This is a genomic window from Draconibacterium halophilum (genome assembly GCF_010448835.1).
Taxonomy (GTDB): Bacteria; Bacteroidota; Bacteroidia; order Bacteroidales; family Prolixibacteraceae; genus Draconibacterium; species Draconibacterium halophilum.
Genome location: NZ_CP048409.1, coordinates 2369510 through 2389969, shown reverse-complemented (window position 1 = coordinate 2389969; position 20460 = coordinate 2369510). Strand labels below are relative to the sequence as shown.

Below are 20460 nucleotides of genomic sequence, written 5' to 3'. Positions count from 1 at the left end.
TATGGAAAGAAAAGAATTTATCAAAAAGTTTGCTTACGCTGGCAGCATACTTTTAACTGCACCTGTAATTTTTAGTGCTTGTTCAGACGGCGATGAAGATTTGGTTCCTGATGATCCTAATGAGCCAGGTAACGATTTAACCATCGATCTTAGCAGCTCAGCTTATGCCGATCTGGGAACAATAGGTGGTTCTGTTTACGAAAATGATATAATGATTTTTCGTACCAGTGAAAGCAGCTACCTCGCACTTTCAAAAATATGCACTCACCAGGGATGTACAGTGGCTTATAGTCATGAAAATGGCGATGTTCTTTGCCCTTGTCATGCATCGCGTTTTTCAACAAGTGGGAACGTATTAAATGGTCCGGCAACTACCAGTCTAAAAAAATATAACGTACAAAAAGACGGCGATATTCTTACTATCAGCTAATAATTGTTCAGTTACTCTCAATCACCTGCCCTTGCTCACGGTAGAGATCGATCTTTCCGTCGAGTAAAACGGCAATTACCGTAACCTGTTGGTCCAGTACTTTTTCAGGAACATCAATATAAACGATTCCCGGTACGGAGCTCCAGTATTGTTTCATTTTCACATCCCAATTTAATTTGGTCCCGTTGCCAACCACCCACATCCGGTTGATCTTATTTTTAATTCCTTTCAACACCAGCGAACCGTTTGGACTGTGTGGTACAAATAAATAAAGAATATCTCCTGTTTTATTCAATGCTGTTGGGCCGTAATAGTGTTCGTAAGGAATTCCTGCCTTCGTTCCGTAAATTGCTTCAGCATGTTTGTTGGTCCAGCGTCCCAGTTCTTTTAAAATATCAATCTGTTCTTCCGGAATTGAACCATCAGCTTTTGGGCCGATATCCAACAATAAATTCCCTCCTTTATTGATACAATCCACCAAAATACGAATTATCTGATTTGGTGTTTTATAGTTGTGATCATTGTGCTGAAATCCCCAGCTGTCATTCATGGTCATACACAACTCCCAATACGGTTCATCGGGTTGTGTTACCGGTAATCCTTGTTCAGGTGTGGCGTAGTCGCCATATCCTTGAATCCGGCTATTCAGAATCACATTTTTGTTCCATTTTCGCAACGACTCGCTCAACTCTTTTGCTTTCCATTTTTCTGCCGATTGCTCCCAGTCGCCGTCAAACCAATACAAATCGGGTTTAAACTGTTTCGAGAGCTCTTTCAACTGACAAAAGTTAAAGTCGACAAAATTTGCCCAACGAACCGAGTCATTTTCGTACCGTTTTATTTTTCGTGACTTGTTTGGATAATCTGGATGCGACCAATCGAGCAAAGAATAATATAATCCAACTTTTAAATCATTTTTACGAAGGGCTTTTACAAACGGCGCTACCAAATCTTTACCGGCAGGAGTTTTATCCACCACATTTAAATCGTTGCATTTGGTATTCCAAAGTGCCACTCCATCATGATGTTTAGTGGTTAGGACGGCATATTTTGCGCCGCTTTCAGCAATTAATTCAGCCCACCTGTCAGGATTATATTTTTCCGCAGTAAAACCGGCAAGTTGCTTCATATAATCGTTGTATGAAATATAGTCGTTAAAAAACGACCAGCTTTCATCAATACCGTTAACAGAATAAATTCCCCAGTGAATAAAAATCCCTAGTTTAGCATCGCCAAACCATTGCATCCGTTTCTGTTTTTCTTTACTAATTTCTTGTGAATAGGCAGTAAACGACACAATTGAGGCCACCACTAAAAACAGAATCTTTCGCATATTATTTAAATCAATAGTTAATTCTGCTGCAAACTTTGTAAATTTTTTAAAAGCAAAAATGATCATTCACCGGAATAATGCATTTTTATTTCGGACTCTACGTCCCAAACACATTCCAACCCTTTTGGAAAAGTAATAAAATCTCCGGCATGCACTGTTACGGGTTCAAACTCTGTTATTATTACCGCTTCTCCTTCAGCAATATAACACAACTCTGTTTCCTCGTAATACCAGTCTATTTTTTCTTCATCGAGTTTACGAACAGGCCATTCAAAAACTCCCTCTTCCTGTAATTCTTCGTTGGAATAATTGTCAACCGAAATTTTCATGAGTCTCAATTTTAATTACAAAGTAAAAAAATACTAGCAGCGCTTAAAAATAATCATCTTCTTTTGTTGCACATCATATCAACTATAAACTGTCAACACTAAACAACGAGTACCTCCAAAATCGCGAAATTCTCCAAATAAATTCCCTGCCAGGTGCCTAAATTTAATCGATGACGGGTAATTGGTATAGTTATTTCGGCCCCATTACCGACGATTTGAGGTGGGCAGGCATATCATTGTTATGCCTATAATACATATATTTCTATTGGTTCAACCAACAGCAATTGAGAATGAAAGCAGTTTAATCAATAAGAATTTAACCTGAAAACAAGTATACATTTGGCAATCTGGTATATTAATAAACAAAATATTTATACTTAATTGTCTGTGTTCCGATGAATACGGGCTATTTTTCTGTGGCAATTCTTCAATAAATCAAACAATACTCCTCAAAATAGTTTGTGAAATTTTATATGCCCTGACCTGTAATAGATTAATCATGGCAAAGTAAAAAAGAGATATTTTTGATATTTTGCAAATATTAAACAAATACGAATTTGTACCAAAATTTTATAACTTAGTCTTTCCTATTCTAACTTTAAAATTCTTGAAGTATGGGTAAAAAAGAAAACCCAAATTCTACATTATTAACTAATAATGTAGAAATACAGATTTCGAAACTAAATGCCCAACTTATGGAATACCAAGAAGAATTATATGCTATTTGAAAAACTAAAATATGAGAAAAATAATTTTCATTATAATTTATTTCATAATAGCTATCAACAACCTTTATTCTCAAAAGGTTGTTAAAGTTGGTGCGTTTAACTTTTATCCAGCAATTTTTCAGGATACTGATGGTGAGATTAAAGGTTTTTACGTTGATGCTTTTCACGAAATTGAGGCTAAAGAAAATATTGAATTCCAATATGTTTTTGGGACTTGGGATGAATGCCTTCAACGCATTCAGGATGAAGAAATTGACATGATGGTTAGTGTAGCTCATACTGAGGAACGTGCTACTTATCTGGATTATAGTTCTGAGCCTTTGATTACTGTTTGGGGCGAGGTGTACACATCAGAATCTTCCGAAATCCATGGTGTTTTAGACTTGGAAGGTAAAACAATTGCTGTTATGAAATCTGACATGAATGGAGAACAATTAAAGGTTCTCACGAAAAAAATGTCAATCAATTGTATTTTTTTAGAGAAGCCTGATTTTCAGGAAATATTTGAAAGTATTGTATCAAAAGAAGTTGATGCAGGAGTAGTAAACAGCACATTTGGAGCGGGCAAATCAGAAGAATACGACATACGTTCAAGTGGTATAGTTTTTAATCCATTCGATATTTATGTTACGGTTAAAAAGAATGAGAATACCGAATTATTAAACCTAGTTACAAAATATCTAAAAACATGGAAATATGATTTAAACTCAGTATATAATACATCGAGACAAAAATGGTCGCATGAAAAAGTTGGAGTAATTCAATTTATTCCAAAATGGCTCAAAAGCTCATTGTATTCAATTTTTGGAATTGCAATGTTATTAGTTGTGTTTATTTTTTTGCTACGACACCGTGTAAAAAAAGCGACAACAAAAGTCGAAGAAAATGAACAGAAATTAAAACAAAGCGACAGAGTATTTAATTTGTCTCTTGACATGTTTTGTATTGCTGGATTCGATGGATATTTTAAATATCTGAATCCTGCATGGGAAAAAACACTTGGTTGGTCTATTGAAGAATTACTATCAAAACCTTGGAATGATTTTGTGCATCCCGATGATATAGAAAAGACCGAAAATGTCAAATCTGTTATTGTTGATGGTATAGAAATCTACAAATTTGAAAACAGATATATCTGTAAAGATGGTTCAATAAAATGGTTCTCTTGGAACTCTCAGCCATTTCCAAAAGAGAATATCATGATTGGAGCAGTAAGGGATATTACAGAAACAAAAAAAATAGAAAATGAATTAATTATAGCTAAAGAAAAAGCAGAAGAAAGTGAGGAAATTCTCAAAACTACTCTGCAAACTGCAATGGATGGTTATTGGGTAGTCGACATAAATGGTCGTTTCCTAAATGTAAATGACACATACTGTAATATGAGTGGTTATATCAGAGAAGACCTTCTTTCTATGCAAATAAGTGATGTTGAAGCGATACAATCACCAGAAGAAATAAATAAAAATATACAAAGAATTAAACAATTAGGTCAATTACGTTTTGAAACAAAACATGTACGTAAAGATGGAACCATATATGATGTTGATTTGGGCGTTCAATATCAAGAAAGTAATGATGATCGATTCGTATGTTTTATTAAAGAAATTACTGACAAGAAAAATGCAGAAAATGAGTTAAAAAAAAGTGAATCTATTCAACGAAAAATGGTTGCAAATATTGGCGATGTAATTGTAATTATTGATAAAAATGGAATAAACCGCTATAAAAGTCCAAACGTAAAAAGACAGTTTGGTTGGGAAGTGGATGAATTAGTAGGGAAGAGTGCATGGGAGAAGGTTCACCCTGACCATATAGAAAGGGCAAAGAAATTGCTTTCTGATTTAGAGCATGAGCCTGAAAAAACGATAACCACCGAGTTGCGTTATTTAAGAAAAGATGGTAAATATAGATGGATTGAAATAACTATTTCAAACTTACAATATGACCCTGACATAGATGGATTCTTGGGCAATTATCATGATATTACTGAAAGGAAACTTGATGAAGAAGCACTTCAAAACAGTCAGGAAATGCTCCTAAGTTCCCAGTCTTTGGCTAATATTTGTTCTTATTCTACAAATTTGAGTATAACCGATATTGATAAAAGTCAATGGGTTTGCTCACCTGAATTTTATAAAATATTTGGAATAGATGAAACATACCCACATACGATAAAAGGGTGGATTGGTTTTCTTCATCCTGACTATCGTGATGATGTGGTTGCTTACCATGAATCTGTTGTATTAGAAAAAAAATCGTTCAGTCGTGAATACAAAATAATTCGTATAAACGATAGTGTAGAACGTTGGGTTCATGGAACAGGAGAACTCGTGTATGATGAAAATGGAAACCCCATCAGAATGCATGGTGCTATTCAGGACATCACTGAAAGTAAACAAGCGGAACTGGCACTTAAAATAAAAAATAAAGAACTAATTAAAGCCAAAGAAAAAGCAGAAGAAGCAGACAGATTAAAATCTGCTTTTTTAGCCAACATGAGCCATGAAATAAGAACTCCAATGAACGGAATATTAGGTTTCACGACCTTGCTTCAAGAAGCTGATTTGTCGGTTGAAAATCAAAGAAACTATATTGATATAATTGAAAAAAGTGGTAACCGTCTTTTAAATACAGTTAATGATATAATAGAAATCTCAAAAATTGAAAGTGGTGAAATAAATGTTGTAAAATCTGAGGTTGATATAATCGGATACTTGGACACACTTGTTACATTTTTTAAACCTGAAGCCCAGAAAAAGAACCTTGAATTTATCGTGCAAAATAATATTGATGGGAACGGTTTATTTATTCAAACAGATAAAACCAAGCTAAGTTCCATTTTATCGAATCTCATTAAAAATGCCATCAAATATACAAATGAAGGAACGATTAAAGTTGGCTTAAATGTTAATAACAACCAAATACTCTTTTCCTGTCAAGATACTGGCATTGGCATTCCAAAAAACAGACAGGAAGCGATATTTAACCGATTTGAACAGGCAGATATTGAAGACAAACAAGCACATCAAGGTTCAGGATTAGGTCTTGCCATTGTTAAATCATATGTTGAAATGTTGGGTGGCAAGATTTGGGTTGAATCAGAAGAAGGAAGGGGTTCAATATTTTATGTTTCGTTGCCATATAATCCCGTAAAAAAGCAAGAACAAGATGATTTAAAAAAGGATACAGGTGCTAACTCAAATAAGAAAAAGATTAATGTACTTGTTGTTGAAGATGATGAAGTAAGTTTGCTACATCTTTCCATTATTCTCGCAGAAATTACACCAAATGTTCTTTTTGTACAAAATGGTATTGAAGCTATTGAAAAGTGCAAAAATGATTCAAATATTGATTTGGTACTAATGGATTTAAAAATGCCACAAATGGGTGGAATTGAAGCCACACAAAGAATCAGAGAATTTAATAACAATATTGTTATCATTGCTCAAACAGCTTATGCATTTAGGGAAGATAAGGAAAAAGCAAAACAAGCTGGATGCAATGATTTTATTACGAAACCGATTGACAAAGACAATCTTATCAAAATAATAAATAAATATTATTCCTAAATATATTGTTCTAGCTGTACCAATCTACCAATAAATGAAAGTAACTGTCAATAGCTAATTGCCTGTTAGCTATAAACTGTTAATACCAATCTACGAGCGCCTCCAGAATCGCGAAATTCACCAAAATAAATTCCTTGCCAGGTGCCTAAATTTAATCGATGGCGGGTAATTGGTATCGTTATTTCGGCTCCCATTACCGACGATTTGAGGTGGGCAGGCATATCATCCGGTCCCTCGTAAGTATGCACATACACCGGGTCATTCTCGGGGATCATTTTATTAATAAAATTCTCAAAATCGGTACGAACAGTAGGGTCGGCATTTTCGTTCAAGGTAATCCCTGCCGAGGTATGTTTTACCAGAATATGCAACAACCCTTCCTCGGGTAACTCCGGTAATTGCTCTTCAATTAAACGGGTAATTAAATGGTATCCGCGCCCAAATGCGGGAAGTGTTATTTCTGTCTGCTCAATCATAATTATTGTTTTCTATTCTATAGCTTAAAAGTAAAAAGTATTTATTAACTGCCGAAACAATTATTCCTGTTCAAACCTAATTATTTAACGCTCGTCTTTAATTATCGGTGGTTTACCTTTTTACTTCCCTTCACAATCGCGTTTTTCTGTTAAATTAGAACAATCAATAAAATTGACTTCTATAAACAGAAATTAGATATATAAAATACAGCTAACATTAAAACAATGAAGATTTTAGGAAACTTAATTTGGTTAATTTTCGGCGGTTTTGCCATTTTTCTTGAGTACATGCTTGCAGGCCTTGCCCTGTGCATTACAATTGTAGGTATTCCATTTGGTATTCAGTCGTTTAAATTAGGTGTACTCGCCCTTTGGCCTTTCGGACAAAAAATCGAATACATGGATTATGCCCCGGGTTGTCTGTCAACTATCATGAATATTATTTGGCTCATCATCGGTGGAATCTGGATTATGCTTACTCACGTACTTTTTGGTTTACTTTTAGGAATAACAATTATTGGCATTCCGTGGGCAAAACAACATTTTAAAATGGCGTCGCTGACACTTACGCCTTTTGGCAGAAGAATTATATAAAACTGATTGTACAGGTAAAATTCTCTGCAACCAGAAACAAAAGATTACAGTGTAGGTTATATTAGCATAAGATGTAAGAAAAGAATCCGGCTTCACCGGATTTTTTTTACGCGAGGCGGTTGGTCAGTTTAAAAAAATGGTAATTTAGTTATCAAATTTTGATTATGGAGAAAGTATCAATATACGGAACGAAACAAATAAATCCTGGAGAAAGTGTCTTAAAAAACTGCGATCACTTTACGTTGGGAATTAAACGCAACGATGAAGGATGGCACCTAAAATCCTTTGATAATAAAAAAGAAGATAAGGATCCGGACACTGAAGAAATAAATGACGGGACCTATTACCACTCAGGGAAATCGAATAAACTTATTCTTTCTCCTGCTCTTCCTGTTAAACCCATGGTTTTTAAGGGCAGCCGAATGGTAATATCGCCAAATCAGCGATTAACTTTTTTTGTAAAGATTCCGCTAATACTTCAGGTGTACGCCAGTAAAAAGCAGGATGAAACGCTACTGGCAGAGTTTCCCTTGCAACAAATATCGAACACCTGGTTTGGCGAACCTATACAGGGAGAAGCTGCGTTTGCGCTTGAATCGGAACATTTCCTGGATATAACCGCGCTTGAGAATGATGAGAAATTTGCCGTTTGCCCCATAACTATTTTTAATAACGACAACGCTCCTCTTCAAATCGAACGATTGATCATTCGTGTTGATCATATGCACTTGTTAAAATTTAAAGAGCACTTTGTTACCAGCCAGGTTAAGCTCGAATACAGAGGCAAAGATTATTTGAGTTCGGCCAGCTATGGATTCGCGAAAGCTTTTCATGGCGAAAATCACGAAATAATTGCCAAACCAAGAAACCCGGAAGGCAAAAGTATGCTTAAGATTAACTTTCATTTTATTAAAAACATTTATCGCACAGAATAATGGAATTTGACTTTTCAAAATATTTTAACGCTTCAAATCTTGAGAGATTGATGTGGGCTCTTATCATTCTGGTGGTAGGAGTTGCTTTTATCTACATGCTCGCGTACATCGTAAAAAAACTACTGCCAAAATCGCTGTCGCAACAACGAAAAATGATCATCCAACGTTTAGTGTATTATTCCGGATTCCTGTTGTTGGCATTCATTATTATTGCACAGTTAAAGATTAACCTCGCTCCATTCTTTGGTGCAGCAGGCGTTATTGGGCTAATAATTGGAGTGGCCTCGCAAACGAGTATTGGCAATATTGTAAGTGGCTTTTTTCTGGTTGGGGAAAAATCGTTCGAGATTGGCGATGTTATAAAAGTTGGCGACAAAGCCGGTATCGTTTTCAGCGTCGATCTGCTTTCGATAAAAATACGAACTTTCGATAACCAGCTGTTGCGAATTCCAAACCAGACAATTATTTCAACTGAGCTGATAAATGTAACACGCTTTCCCATACGCCGCCTTGATTTTGCCGTTAGCGTTGCCTACAAAGAAGATCTGGGAAAAGTAAAAAATGTATTGGAAGAAGTGGCAAAAGCAAATCCACTTAGTTTAGACGAGCCCGAACCGCTTATTGTTTTTAAAGATTTTAGTGCCAGCGGCATTGATATTTTGCTGGGCGTTTGGTTTGAAAAGCCAAACTACCTGAAGGTGAAAAACTCAATTTTTCAGGAGATAAAAGCTCGTTTTGATGCAGAAGATATTGAAATTCCATTCCCGCATGTTACCTTGTATTCGGGCGAAGCAACAAAACCGTTTCCGGTTATGAATACGAAACAAGGCACCGAATAAAACTACAACTTATATAAAATCCTGGTTAAAATATTTCGATGAATACCAAGATACGAAGCGATGTGCTGCCGTTGTAACTTTTGTGCCAGCTCGGGATATTCCACAAAAAATTTGCGGATTCGTTGCTCGGCATTCAGCGATTGAAACGAGTGAATACGATCCATCGCCTGGATGTAGCTTTCTTCTGCAAGAATGCGTACCGTTCGTTCAAATTTGTGGTTATTATCAAGCAAAGTCTTAAACTCATCCTTTTCAATAAAAAGCAACCTCGAATCTTCGTAGGCACGAATGGCTTCGGTTGAATCTTTGCCCAATACAAATCCGCGATGGTTACTTACTATAAAATTGTTGGGCGGAAAGAAAAAACGTGAAACCCACTCAGAACCACTATCGGATAAATAAGAAGCATAAAGCAGGCCATCAAGCAGAATTCCCAGCTTTTTGTTCTTTTCCCCGTAATCGATAAATAACTCGCCTTTTTTAAGCACCACCGGTTCATTTTTCAAATTGAAAGTATCAATCAGACTCAGGGTATGCTCAAATCGTGAGATTATCTTTTTTCTGTCCATTCCGTTCTATATCTCGCCTGTCATTTCGAGGAGAAACGACGAGAAATCTATTTCAAAACAGATTTCTCTCTCGCTACTCTCGTTCGAAATGACAAAAGTTTATTTTGAAAAATTTTCGTTAAACAATTTCAGGCGCTTCTCGAGGTCGCCAAACTGGTGCGGCAACACAAACGAAACACAGGCGCGAATTCCTTCCTCCTCGCTACCGGTATTATCAAGCGCTATGGCACTTACTCCGTAGAAAAGTAGGTTGGCAACCAACTCATTCCCGGACATTCCGGGATAGCCAATGGTAAAATAAAATCCATCGGCAATTGGCACAGCCAAATCGTTTTCGTAAACTACTTCAAAACCGTTTTCCAGGAAAAGTCGTTTCATTTTTTTAGCACGTTCGCCATAAGCTTTTACGCCTTCTACAAAATTAAATTCACCATCGTTAGCTGCTTTAAACATTGCTGCCAGCGCCCATTGGGCCGAATGACTGGTACCCGACGAAAGCGAATACAGCAATCGCAAGGTTATGGTTGCTCCAAAAGTTGTTCCTTTAAAACGTTCCTGCAAATCGGAGTAATCGCGGTTAAACAATTTATCAGAAATAGCCATTATACCAACTCGTTGACCGGCATAGGAGAAAATTTTCGAGCTGCTAATAAACAGCACATAATTATCGGTGTAATTGGCTACCGTTGGTGGATAAGGCGATTCGCCCGGCTTCGAGAAATCGGTTCGGAAATCCATGCCAAAATAAGCCAGATCTTCCATTACAATCACATCGTATTTATTGGCTAACTCGCCAATAATCTTCAATTCCTCATCATTAAAACAGATCCATGCCGGGTTGTTCGGATTGGAATAAACTATGGAGTTAATGTTTCCTTTTTCAAGAAACGATTCCATTTTCTCCTTCAGTTTTTCGCCCCGATAATTAAATACATCGAAGGTTTCAAACTTCTGGCCCAAAACCATCATTTGCTGTTTCTGCACCGGAAATCCGGGATCGATAAATAAAACAGTATCCTTTTTCTTATCACAGTTACCGGCAGCCATAAAAGCTGCGTAAGTTCCCTGCATCGATCCGGTGGTTGGAATACATCCTGCCGGTGCCACATCAATATCCATAAAGTTTTTAATGAATTTTGATGATTCCTCTTTCAGGGGTTTTATCCCGTCAACCATTGGATAAATGGCTGCCACACCACGGTCGAGGGCATCTTTTTCGGCTTCAACTCCAACTTTCGCGGGCGGCAATCCGGGCACGCCCATTTCCATGCGTACGTATTTAAAATTACTGGCTTCTTCAACCAGATTTACCAACGCAACAATTTCGCGAATGGATGCTTTACCAATGTCGGGAATGCGCAATTGCGCTATCTTTTCTTCAACAAGTTTTTTGTCGAGAGGTGAATTGTTCATGCTTTTAGGTTCAATGTTTTGAGTTCAGTATCCAGGCATAAATCAACCTGTAATACAATTCAATAATTAATTATACCAAAGAGTTGCACAGCGAAGTCACAGAGTTTCGCACAGAAAATGATAGAAAGCTAAAACCAGAATTTAACAATCTCACAGTGTCTATACCTCAGTGCTCACAGTCTCTAAAATCCGAAGTCAGGTTTGATTTGCTCAATCCAGGCTGCCAAACGTTCGTCGGTCATCTCCGATTCAAAATCTTCATCAAGCGGCAAACCAATAAATTTTCCATCAATCACAGCGTCAGATTCTTCGTATTCGTAACCATCAGTATCAACCGGACCAACCAGAACAGCATCATTTTTCATCAGCTCTTTGCCCAGCAATCCTATGTGATCAACAAATGCCTTCGCATAAGTTACATGGTCGCCCAAGCCAAAAATAGCTACTGTTTTTTCGCTGTAATCCACTTTCGATATTTCGGGCAGGAATTTTCCCCAGTCGTTGGTCGAATAATTTGAATCCCAGGTGTCTTTACCAACAGTTGAAAGACCAAAAATTATTTTATCATATTTTTCCAGATCGGCAGCCGAAGCATTTTTAACTGCTACCATCTCCACTTTATCTTCGCCGATCAGTTCTTTTATCTTGTCTGCCACGTGGTTTACTGATCCACCTTGAGGACCGTAAAAAATTGCTATTTTACTCATATCTTATCGTTTAAGTTTTATTCGTTATGTAGGTTGCCTTTTTCGTATTCGCCTAAAATCGACAAGCTCGATGCACATTTCAACACCTGATGTATCGCCTTGTCGTAGTTTTCCGCTTTCTCCCATTCAATATCAACGTGGAATGTATACTCGTTGGGTTTACCAATTTTCGGTACTGATTGAATCTTCGTGAGGTTGATTTCATTCTTGGCAAATGTATTCAATACAGCCGCCAGCGATCCGTGAAAGTGTCCAACTTCAAAACACACCGATGCTTTATTGGATTCCTCGGTTGGATTGCCATGTTTCGACAAAATCCAAAAGCGGGTGTAGTTTTTCTTATTGGTTTCAATACCGGTTTCCAAAACATTGAGCCCATACAAATCTGCCGATCGCAGGTTGGCGATAGATGCGGCATCTTTCAGCTGTTTATCAGCCACCAGTTTCGATGAAGCTGCCGTATCCAATTTCTCATGCAGCTGAGCATTCGGGTAATTATGCTCGATGTACTCCATACACTGGCGCAGCGCAATGGGGTGCGAGTGAATATCTTTTATATCTGCCGGGTTTACACCATCGTTCACCAACAAATTCATTTGAATATGGATATAAATTTCGCCAATAATGCGTAAATGATAATCGCGAATCAGCTGGTAATTATTTAATAAACTACCGGCAATAGAATTCTCAATGGCCATAACGGCATAATCCACCTCATCGTTATCAATCATGTCGCAAACGGTTGTAAATGTCTTACATTCAACCACCTCAATATCATCGTTGAAATATCTTCGCGCCGCATCCTCGTGAAAAGAGCCGGCAATTCCTTGTATCGCTATCCGTTTCATTATTTTCTTTTATGCAGACCAAATATACGAATTATGCGCTAAGTGATAGGGTTTCGGTACATATTGCCTGTAAAATTTAAATTGGTGTTACTTGCCAATGCGAATTCATTTTAGGTTTGGCAATTACTTTCTAAAAAATTGTTGAAAAATAAAACGATCAGAAATAATCTGTCCGAACCTTTTATCTTTGAACGGACTTTCATTTATATCAATTTTAAGAATTAGCATAAACCAATGAAGCACTTAACTTTACCTTTTTGTTTAATTGTTTTTTTCTTGTTGGTGGATGTTCCTCCCACAAGGGAAAAGACAAAAATCCGAATATCATTTATATACTAACCGATGATCTCGGTTATGGTGATGTATCCGTTTTTAACGAGCAGAGTAAAATTAACACACCAAACATCGACAGGCTGGCAGCTGAAGGCATACAATTTACCGACGCTCACACCTCATCCGTTGTGTGTACACCCCGGTACGGCATTCTTACCGGGCGATACAATTGGCGCAGCACATTAAAATCGGGTGTTCTTACGGGCACCTCGAAGGCACTGATCACCCGAAATAGAACAACAGTGGCGCATTTATTACAAAAGAACAACTCCCGGTGCTCCACAAAAAAATGATACCATTGACTTTGAATGGAAGCAAGTAACATTTATGAACGAATAAAAGCCATCACCGACAGAAAAAATAAAAAACATCTAACTAACTGATAAACAAAGAACAAACCACCATTTTGCGGCTTTCGTATACTTCCAGAAGTGCCGCATTAACTGCTTCCAGTCAAAACAATAACCGCAGTAACTCGTGCAAAATAAACTGGCCCTACCTAAAAGGCAGAGCCAGCTTCGACTATATATGTTCGTCGGTTGTTATTCGTTCAAAAAATAAAACTTTCTAGATGATCGCGTCCATTGCTTCCATTGCTTCGCGTAACTCCGCACCAATAATTTCAACATCGCTGTAACGAATGGCATCATTAACGTCAATAAGTTCTTTGTTGTCAACATGTCCCTCAATTGCTTCATTAAAGTTTTTGCCAATTACTTTGGTATCTATTTTGCTCATAAAGTCGGCCAATAATGGCTTACAAGCGTGATCGAACAAGTAACAACCATATTCAGCAGTGTCAGAAATTGTACGGTTCATTTCGAATAGTTTTTTACGAGCAATTGTATTGGCAATCAACGGTGTTTCGTGTAACGATTCGTAATATGCCGATTCCTCTTTAATGCCCGATTCTGTCATCACTTCAAAAGCCAGTTCTACGCCCGATTTTACAAAGGCAACCATTAAAGTTCCATTGTCGAAGTACTCCTGCTCGGTAATTTCAACGTCTCCTGCCGGTGTTTTCTCGAAAGCCGTTTCGCCTGTAGCGGCTCGCCATCCTAACAAATTTTTGTCATCATTACTCCAGTCTTCCATCATGGTTGACGAGAAAGCACCACTCATAATATCATCCATATGTTTTTCAAACAACGGACGCATTATCTCTTTTAATTCTTCTGATAATTTGTAAGCTTCAATTTTTGCCGGATTCGACAAGCGATCCATCATATTGGTAATTCCGCCAAATTTTAATGCTTCGGTAATTGTTTCCCAACCATATTGAATCAGTTTCGATGCATAACCGGCATCAATTCCTTTTTCAATCATTTTATTGAAACTCAAAATAGAACCGGTTTGCAGTAAACCACAAAGAATGGTTTGTTCTCCCATCAAATCCGATTTTACTTCGGCAACAAACGACGAATGCAAAACACCTGCTTTATGACCACCTGTTCCAACGGCGTAAGCTTTGGCAATTTCCAAACCATCGCCGTTCGGATCATTTTCGCGGTGAACAGCAATTAAGGTTGGCACACCAAATCCACGCAGGTACTCAGCACGCACTTCTGAACCCGGAGATTTTGGTGCCACCATAATTACAGTGATGTCGTCTCGAATCTGCATTCCTTCTTCCACAATATTAAAACCGTGTGAGTAAGCCAAACATGCTCCTTTCTTCATCAGAGGCACCACCTTATTTACAACAGGCGTGTGTTGTTTGTCCGGAGTAAGGTTGAGTACCAAATCTGCTTTTGGCACCAATTCGTCAAAAGTGCCTACCTCAAAACCGTTTTCGGTAGCATTTACAAACGATGCACGTTTTTCATCGATTGCAGTCTGACGTAACGCATAAGCTACATTCAGTCCGCTGTCGCGAAGATTTAATCCCTGGTTTAATCCCTGTGCACCACAGCCCAGCACTACAATTTGTTTTCCTTTAAGTTTTTCAACTCCGCCTGCAAATTCCGACTCATCCATAAAGTCGCATTTTCCCAATTGGTCTAATTGAAGACGAAGTGGTAATGTATTGAAATAATTTTCCATGATATTTTATTTTTTACGATTAATATACTTTTAAGCTGTAACATTCCGCTGTTTATACCTGAATACACAAAGCTGAATACAAAGCAACAAAATTTCTGCAAGCCTAAAATGTAAAATTACATGAATTTTAGGTAATTTTCATGGATTTAGGTTTTAACTATATTTTAAGCATTAAAATTACGAGACTAATTTTCAACAGCTTAAACAATTTTAAAAAAATGGAATTTTACCAATATCAGAGAGATTGTGCACGAAACTGTAAAGGAGATAAACCTACTTCGCGCTTAAAGAACTTGGTAAAATAACTCTGATCGGAGAAGTTCATCTTTGTTGCAATTTCGGAAACATTAAGATTGGTATGCACCAGCAATCGTTTAATTTCAATAATCTGCTTCGATTTAATAAGCTGCGATGACGTTTTTCCGGTTAATTGCGTTACTGTTTGGGTTAAATGATTAGGCGTTATCGCCATAATATCGGCATACTCTGCCACCGAAAGATTCTCATGAAAATGCTCTTCCAATAACTGAAAGAATTTTTTTACGACAATATGCCCCTTTCCTTTCCAACGGTTATCATCGTATGGATACAGCGAGGCACACGTTGTTAGAATAAGATCGAGAACCGATCGTAAAATTTCTATGGAATAACCTTCGGGCTTACCGATTTCGTCAACGCCTTTTCTGAATAAACTTTCCAGAAATAGCTTATCATTCGTATTCGTTAAAAGTAGAGGCGGATTATCTTGCCGAATGGTAAAAAAGAACGGAAACTCAATCAAACGGTTAGGATTTCGCTGATTTAGAAGGTAAAAATCAGAGGTAAAAATAAAAATAAAACCTTCAATATCGCTTGAAAGCTCAATTTTGTGGGCCTGACCCGGCGACATAAAAAACACACAGGGCGGCTCAATATTATATTTATTTCCGTCGATAACATGCGAGCCACTTCCCTTTTGCAGGTGCAATACCTCAAAAAAATCGTGACGATGCGGGTACTTTACCGCAAAATGCCGGTTGGCATCAAATACTTCGACCTGAAACTGCTGACTTGCACGTTCTTCCGAACTAAAATTATGCAAGCTGTATACCGGTAAATTTTCAGAATCTGCTTTCACTTAATTTATAGATGTAGCCCCTGGTTATTTCTAATCGTCTAATCTTATAGTATAACCAAGCGATAAACGTAAAACTTTTGTTTTTGCTTCCTGAATCTCGTTTGGTTTAATATCGGCAAAACCATAATCATACGACACACACATATTAAAACCGTTTAGAAACAGGAAACCTACTTTTCCGGTAACTCCGTAATCCAGTCTTTTATAATCATGATCAATGGGATCATTTCCGAATTTAAGCGATTCTGAATCATTGGATAAATCAGCATTACCAAACAGCCCCATTCCTACAAAAGGACCGGCTCCAACATACAACTTATTTCTACTCCTGAACCGATGCAGATATTTTACATACAAGGGAACATCTATAAAGTACATTGTGGTTTTGTTGTCTGTCGACTTCCTGTTAAAACCTTTATTTTCAAAAATCAAACCGCCTTCCACCGCGATTTCCTGCGATTTATCTTTGTTTAACACATATTCGTACAGCGCGCCAATATTCATTCCGTACAAGGCCTTATACGAATCTTCAACATCCGTATCTTCGTTTCCAAATTTCCAATCGGTAGTGGCCATATTTGCACCTCCAAAGAATGTAACAGATGGATATTGTGCCATTACTTTGACAGAAGTAAGCACAAACAATGCAATAATAAAAAGCGAAGCGGTTCTTTTCATGGTAATTAACTTAAAGTTGGGTTTGTAAATTTAAGTGGAAAGATATAAAATTTTATGGAAAACAGTGGAAAATACTCCTGGTGGCTTTGTTTGTGGTAAAATCAAATTATCTGTAAAACAAAAAAGCAGCCTGTTAAGCTGCTTTTGCGGTGACGACGAGACTCGAATGCTGACGCTTTGGTCAGCATCCTGACCCTAAAAGGCGTCAGGGCTCGCGACCTTCTTCAGCTATACTTTTTTATAAACTCCAGTGTTTTCTGCCTCGATAAATTTTTCAATTTCTTTTCGAGATATAAAGCCTCTCCTCTTGTTGCTTTTGTTGTGCTCCAAACTAATTTCCAGGGAGCACCATGTTGTGTAGATTTCTCGTAACCAGAGTTATGACGCGACAAACGGGAGTCAAGACAAGATGTTTGCCCCTTATAGTAAGTGTCGGTACTTAAAGAATAGATGATATAAACGTAATATTTCATAACAAAAAAGCAGCCTGTTAAGCTGCTTTTGCGGTGACGACGAGACTCGAACTCGCGACCTCCGGCGTGACAGGCCGGCATTCTAACCAACTGAACTACGCCACCAATAAAATGATGTTCTAAACTTTTTTATAAAAAATAAGCGGTGACGACGAGACTCGAACTCGCGACCTCCGGCGTGACAGGCCGGCATTCTAACCAACTGAACTACGCCACCGTTTTTTTAGAACTTTTACCTTTTCAAGTGGCTTGAAGCCCTTTGCAAAGGTGATGCAAATATATACTTTCTTTTTTTACTTGCAATACAAAAAAATATTTTTTTGACATTTTATTCATTCCGCTGAATATCAGCACAATGCACGATTTTTTGATCCTATATTTTTACTAAATGATTCATATCTAGCTCCTTTTCTCCACTCCATCGATAGGCTAAAAGAGATTTAGTACCGGCAACACATGAATCAACGCAACAAACATTGTGTTTTATTATGTATGGCCCTGCCCCTCGACAATAATGTCCGAAAAAAACAATCGGGGCATCATCGGGATAAGGGAAGGTGCCGGGTACAATTTCTGATGGAATAGTATACGAAGGCATCGAATATTTGCTTTCAAACGAAGCTTCTTTAAATGTCATTCCTTCCAGGTTATCCCACCATCTGATTCTGAACGAACGAGGTGAAACACCTTTGTTACTCATAACTCTCAAATCAGAGGGCAATTTCAAGTTTACACCTTTTGTAAGCTGCCACACACTTTTTGCCTCCTCCGAACTTGATTTCTTATACACCTTGCGAAAAACTCTTTTTCTTATTCTGCCATCTTCATACAAAGAATCGGCTACTTTAATCGCCTCATCAGACCAACAAGCGTGTACAACTCTTATTTCGCCCAAATCGAGATAAAGGGGTAATGTACGCATCCATTTCAACTGCTCATCCAGCTCTTTTGATCCAAGTGAATATTCGTTGATAGTTTTAAAAAGCGACAAAAAATATTTACTGGGTTTGGAGATAATTGACTTCCCCTGCTTGTCTTTCAGATGATAGATAATAGCATTGAGCTCGTGATTACCAAGCACCGCATATGCATGGCCGTTTTCAACCATAGCCCTGACCATTCGGATTGTCTTCCTGATCTCAGGACCACGATTTATAAAATCGCCCACAAAAATTGCCTTACGCGTAGGATGCGAATAACTACCATTCGCTTTTTGGTAGCCCATCTCGAGCAATAGCTTTTTTAGCTGGGCTTTATAACCATGAACATCGCCGATTATATCGTACATAATAACCTGATTTCGATTTTAAATATTAGCCTCAGGAATTCATAGATATGCAAGATTTGGATTAAAAATATCGCGAGAATAGCGGGCTATTTTAAGATATTTTGGGTTCAAAGATTGTGTATTTATGTATTTTCCTTCGGATTTGCCTAATTCTTGTATAAATTGGTTCATAATTTTTTGAATTATCCCGATATTCCTTCAAAAATCTGAACCAATTTATACAAGAATTAGTTCAAACTGAGGAAAGATTTAAAATCGAACTCAGGTTGCTAGTAATTAAGTGGTGCTAAAATAAAAAAAAGTGTATGCAACACCTTAATTTTTTAAAGTTCTTTTTTAGCACCATAAAAAAAGCCACCTGCTAAAGCAAGTGGCTTCCCGGGTTAATCCCGAATTGATATTTAAATCCTGAACAAGTCAGGTTCTAATTTCCTTTAAATCCTAACGCTTTCGGCACGTTTATGTACTTTACTACCAATTGTTGCATAAAAGAACAGGTAAGCCAATCCTAAGAACGGCACCCAGTACGAAGGTTGGAATCCTAAACCGTCGGCAACAGCATTCTGTGCCAAAGGAAGCAATCCGCCACCCACAACAAGTGTCATAAAAATACCGGAAGCAGCAGCAACATATTTACCCAAACCTTCAACAGCAAGGTTAAATATACCACCCCACATGATGGATGTACACAATCCTACCAGAACAAGGAACATCGCATTAATCGGAACTTCAGCGAACACAAATGACAATGAACTACCTTGAACCTGGAATCCTGGCATGCTTACCATGGTTGATGTAGGTAATAAAATTGCCAAAAGAACTAATACCATTCCTACGAATGAAGCAAAAGTTAACATCGTTTTACTTGAAACCGTGCTACCTATTGATGCTCCAATCAAACGTCCGGCAAGCATTAGCAGCCAATAAGTTCCGGCAACTGAACCTGCAGTACCTGCACCTATTCCAAGCGCCGGGTCTGTCAACCAGAAAATAAGTGTTCCGGGTACTCCTACCTCAACACCTACGTATACAAAAATTCCAATAGCACCGAAAATGAAGTGACGGAATTTCATGGCTCCTGTCATCAGGCTTTTGAGTGAGTCCGATGCAGATTTAACATTAGGCTCAGGAATATTAACAGCCAGTAAAACAAAGAAAACCAAAGCAAAAATTCCAAGTGCGATATACATCACCGGAAAAATGTCTGTAATTCGGGCTTGAGCTACACGCTCTCCTATTAAAATACCTACAAAGGCAGGAGTAAAAGTGGCCATTACCGAGTTGAATGAACCTCCAACCTGAATTAACTGGTTTCCTTTATTTCCTTCACCACCAAGTGTATTAAGCATAGGGTTTACAACTGTGTTTAACAGTGTCATTGAAAAACCTGCAACAAATGCACCAATCAAGTATACAGTAAATGCAGAAGTTTCACTTGCATGACCTGATAAATATTGAATTCCAACACCAACAAATCCAACTGCAATTGCAATTAATGCAGTCTTTTTATAACCAACTCGCTGAAGTAAAAGGCCTCCAGGAATTCCCATCACAGCATAAGCGATAAAGTTTGCCGCGTTACCTAACATTCCCTGGAAATTACTCGCACCAAACTGCGACTTTAGCACAACACCCATTGGAGCTGCCAGATTGGTAACAAATGCGATCATACCAAACAGCAGAATCATCATGATAATAGGTACTGTGTAACTTTGATTTTTAGCTTCCATAATAATTTTATTGATTTTTGTAATT

General features: G+C 37.7%; 19 protein-coding genes and 2 tRNA genes. 6 read left to right on the top strand and 15 right to left on the bottom strand.

What is annotated here, in order from left to right; translation table 11 throughout:
- Position 1 precedes the first annotated feature (1 nt).
- The gene (locus G0Q07_RS09680) at positions 2-430 is read left to right on the top strand and encodes a QcrA and Rieske domain-containing protein (RefSeq protein ID WP_163345905.1); all 429 of its coding nucleotides are present in this window, start codon (positions 2-4) and stop codon (positions 428-430) included.
- 7 nt (positions 431-437) lie between these two features.
- On the opposite strand, the gene G0Q07_RS09675 is transcribed toward G0Q07_RS09680, so the two are convergent.
- On the bottom strand, positions 438-1763 hold the full coding sequence (locus tag G0Q07_RS09675; RefSeq protein ID WP_163345904.1) for an alpha-L-fucosidase: 1326 nt from the start codon (positions 1761-1763) through the stop codon (positions 438-440).
- 62 nt (positions 1764-1825) lie between these two features.
- Entirely contained in the window at positions 1826-2092 is a 267-nt protein-coding gene (locus tag G0Q07_RS09670) for a cupin domain-containing protein (protein ID WP_163345903.1), read from the bottom strand.
- Between the two features lie 739 nt (positions 2093-2831).
- On the opposite strand from G0Q07_RS09670, the gene G0Q07_RS09660 reads away from it, so the two are divergent.
- Complete coding sequence (locus G0Q07_RS09660; RefSeq protein WP_163345902.1) at positions 2832-6392, top strand: PAS domain S-box protein; 3561 nt, start codon at positions 2832-2834, stop codon at positions 6390-6392.
- Positions 6393-6457: 65 nt separating this feature from the next.
- Here the strand turns inward: G0Q07_RS09660 and G0Q07_RS09655 are convergent, their stop codons facing one another.
- Positions 6458-6868, bottom strand: a complete 411-nt coding sequence (locus G0Q07_RS09655) for a secondary thiamine-phosphate synthase enzyme YjbQ (protein WP_163345901.1) — start codon at positions 6866-6868, stop codon at positions 6458-6460.
- A gap of 225 nt (positions 6869-7093) precedes the next feature.
- Between G0Q07_RS09655 and G0Q07_RS09650 the strand changes: the two genes are divergently transcribed.
- The 3 genes from G0Q07_RS09650 (at position 7094) to G0Q07_RS09640 (ending at position 9236) form a co-directional block, all read left to right on the top strand.
- Positions 7094-7462 carry a YccF domain-containing protein gene (locus G0Q07_RS09650; protein WP_163345900.1) on the top strand — a complete coding sequence of 123 codons (369 nt, stop codon included), beginning with the start codon at positions 7094-7096 and terminating at the stop codon, positions 7460-7462.
- 164 nt (positions 7463-7626) lie between these two features.
- Entirely contained in the window at positions 7627-8397 is a 771-nt protein-coding gene (locus G0Q07_RS09645) for a DUF432 domain-containing protein (protein ID WP_163345899.1), read from the top strand.
- Positions 8398-8447: 50 nt separating this feature from the next.
- The gene (locus G0Q07_RS09640; protein WP_203532712.1) at positions 8448-9236 is read left to right on the top strand and encodes a mechanosensitive ion channel family protein; all 789 of its coding nucleotides are present in this window, start codon (positions 8448-8450) and stop codon (positions 9234-9236) included.
- 2 nt (positions 9237-9238) lie between these two features.
- Here G0Q07_RS09640 and G0Q07_RS09635 read toward each other — a convergent pair whose 3' ends face one another.
- The 4 genes from G0Q07_RS09635 to G0Q07_RS09620 form a co-directional block, all read right to left on the bottom strand.
- Positions 9239-9805: a Crp/Fnr family transcriptional regulator gene (locus tag G0Q07_RS09635; RefSeq protein WP_163345897.1), complete on the bottom strand. Its 567-nt coding sequence runs from the start codon at positions 9803-9805 to the stop codon at positions 9239-9241.
- A 99-nt stretch (positions 9806-9904) separates the two neighbouring features.
- Positions 9905-11218: an aminotransferase class I/II-fold pyridoxal phosphate-dependent enzyme gene (locus G0Q07_RS09630; RefSeq protein ID WP_163345896.1), complete on the bottom strand. Its 1314-nt coding sequence runs from the start codon at positions 11216-11218 to the stop codon at positions 9905-9907.
- Positions 11219-11400: 182 nt separating this feature from the next.
- Positions 11401-11925, bottom strand: coding sequence for a flavodoxin (locus G0Q07_RS09625; protein ID WP_163345895.1), 525 nt, complete (start codon positions 11923-11925; stop codon positions 11401-11403).
- A 17-nt stretch (positions 11926-11942) separates the two neighbouring features.
- A complete protein-coding gene (locus tag G0Q07_RS09620) occupies positions 11943-12773 on the bottom strand; it encodes a prephenate dehydratase (RefSeq protein WP_203532711.1) in 831 nt (276 codons plus the stop codon).
- Positions 12774-13030: 257 nt separating this feature from the next.
- On the opposite strand from G0Q07_RS09620, the gene G0Q07_RS09615 reads away from it, so the two are divergent.
- Positions 13031-13399 (top strand): sulfatase-like hydrolase/transferase, encoded by a 369-nt coding sequence (locus G0Q07_RS09615; RefSeq protein ID WP_163345894.1) that lies wholly within the window; start codon positions 13031-13033, stop codon positions 13397-13399.
- Between the two features lie 274 nt (positions 13400-13673).
- On the opposite strand, the gene ilvC is transcribed toward G0Q07_RS09615, so the two are convergent.
- The 8 genes from ilvC to G0Q07_RS09575 all read right to left on the bottom strand — a co-directional run bounded on the left by ilvC (position 13674) and on the right by G0Q07_RS09575 (position 20435).
- Positions 13674-15149, bottom strand: coding sequence for a ketol-acid reductoisomerase (ilvC, locus tag G0Q07_RS09610; RefSeq protein ID WP_163345893.1), 1476 nt, complete (start codon positions 15147-15149; stop codon positions 13674-13676).
- Positions 15150-15384: 235 nt separating this feature from the next.
- A complete protein-coding gene (locus G0Q07_RS09605) occupies positions 15385-16266 on the bottom strand; it encodes an AraC family transcriptional regulator (protein WP_163345892.1) in 882 nt (293 codons plus the stop codon).
- A gap of 30 nt (positions 16267-16296) precedes the next feature.
- Positions 16297-16944, bottom strand: coding sequence for a porin family protein (locus G0Q07_RS09600; protein ID WP_163345891.1), 648 nt, complete (start codon positions 16942-16944; stop codon positions 16297-16299).
- 224 nt (positions 16945-17168) lie between these two features.
- Positions 17169-17417, bottom strand: a complete 249-nt coding sequence (locus G0Q07_RS21270) for a GIY-YIG nuclease family protein (protein ID WP_163345890.1) — start codon at positions 17415-17417, stop codon at positions 17169-17171.
- A gap of 31 nt (positions 17418-17448) precedes the next feature.
- Positions 17449-17522, bottom strand: a tRNA-Asp gene (locus tag G0Q07_RS09590).
- A 38-nt stretch (positions 17523-17560) separates the two neighbouring features.
- Positions 17561-17634 (bottom strand) — tRNA-Asp (locus tag G0Q07_RS09585).
- Positions 17635-17790: 156 nt separating this feature from the next.
- The gene (locus G0Q07_RS09580; RefSeq protein WP_163345889.1) at positions 17791-18705 is read right to left on the bottom strand and encodes a metallophosphoesterase; all 915 of its coding nucleotides are present in this window, start codon (positions 18703-18705) and stop codon (positions 17791-17793) included.
- Between the two features lie 434 nt (positions 18706-19139).
- Complete coding sequence (locus G0Q07_RS09575; protein ID WP_163345888.1) at positions 19140-20435, bottom strand: MFS transporter; 1296 nt, start codon at positions 20433-20435, stop codon at positions 19140-19142.
- Positions 20436-20460 lie beyond the last annotated feature (25 nt).

What these genes read in the sequence shown, in the direction of transcription:
- G0Q07_RS09680 (WP_163345905.1), top strand. Translation starts at nt 2, where the DNA reads ATGGAAAGAAAAGAATTTATCAAAAAGTTTGCTTACGCTGGCAGCATA.
- G0Q07_RS09675 (WP_163345904.1), bottom strand. Translation starts at nt 1,763, where the DNA reads ATGCGAAAGATTCTGTTTTTAGTGGTGGCCTCAATTGTGTCGTTTACT.
- G0Q07_RS09670 (WP_163345903.1), bottom strand. Translation starts at nt 2,092, where the DNA reads ATGAAAATTTCGGTTGACAATTATTCCAACGAAGAATTACAGGAAGAG.
- G0Q07_RS09660 (WP_163345902.1), top strand. Translation starts at nt 2,832, where the DNA reads ATGAGAAAAATAATTTTCATTATAATTTATTTCATAATAGCTATCAAC.
- G0Q07_RS09655 (WP_163345901.1), bottom strand. Translation starts at nt 6,868, where the DNA reads ATGATTGAGCAGACAGAAATAACACTTCCCGCATTTGGGCGCGGATAC.
- G0Q07_RS09650 (WP_163345900.1), top strand. Translation starts at nt 7,094, where the DNA reads ATGAAGATTTTAGGAAACTTAATTTGGTTAATTTTCGGCGGTTTTGCC.
- G0Q07_RS09645 (WP_163345899.1), top strand. Translation starts at nt 7,627, where the DNA reads ATGGAGAAAGTATCAATATACGGAACGAAACAAATAAATCCTGGAGAA.
- G0Q07_RS09640 (WP_203532712.1), top strand. Translation starts at nt 8,448, where the DNA reads ATGTGGGCTCTTATCATTCTGGTGGTAGGAGTTGCTTTTATCTACATG.
- G0Q07_RS09635 (WP_163345897.1), bottom strand. Translation starts at nt 9,805, where the DNA reads ATGGACAGAAAAAAGATAATCTCACGATTTGAGCATACCCTGAGTCTG.
- G0Q07_RS09630 (WP_163345896.1), bottom strand. Translation starts at nt 11,218, where the DNA reads ATGAACAATTCACCTCTCGACAAAAAACTTGTTGAAGAAAAGATAGCG.
- G0Q07_RS09625 (WP_163345895.1), bottom strand. Translation starts at nt 11,925, where the DNA reads ATGAGTAAAATAGCAATTTTTTACGGTCCTCAAGGTGGATCAGTAAAC.
- G0Q07_RS09620 (WP_203532711.1), bottom strand. Translation starts at nt 12,773, where the DNA reads ATGAAACGGATAGCGATACAAGGAATTGCCGGCTCTTTTCACGAGGAT.
- ilvC (WP_163345893.1), bottom strand. Translation starts at nt 15,149, where the DNA reads ATGGAAAATTATTTCAATACATTACCACTTCGTCTTCAATTAGACCAA.
- G0Q07_RS09600 (WP_163345891.1), bottom strand. Translation starts at nt 16,944, where the DNA reads ATGAAAAGAACCGCTTCGCTTTTTATTATTGCATTGTTTGTGCTTACT.
- G0Q07_RS21270 (WP_163345890.1), bottom strand. Translation starts at nt 17,417, where the DNA reads ATGAAATATTACGTTTATATCATCTATTCTTTAAGTACCGACACTTAC.
- G0Q07_RS09580 (WP_163345889.1), bottom strand. Translation starts at nt 18,705, where the DNA reads ATGTACGATATAATCGGCGATGTTCATGGTTATAAAGCCCAGCTAAAA.
- G0Q07_RS09575 (WP_163345888.1), bottom strand. Translation starts at nt 20,435, where the DNA reads ATGGAAGCTAAAAATCAAAGTTACACAGTACCTATTATCATGATGATT.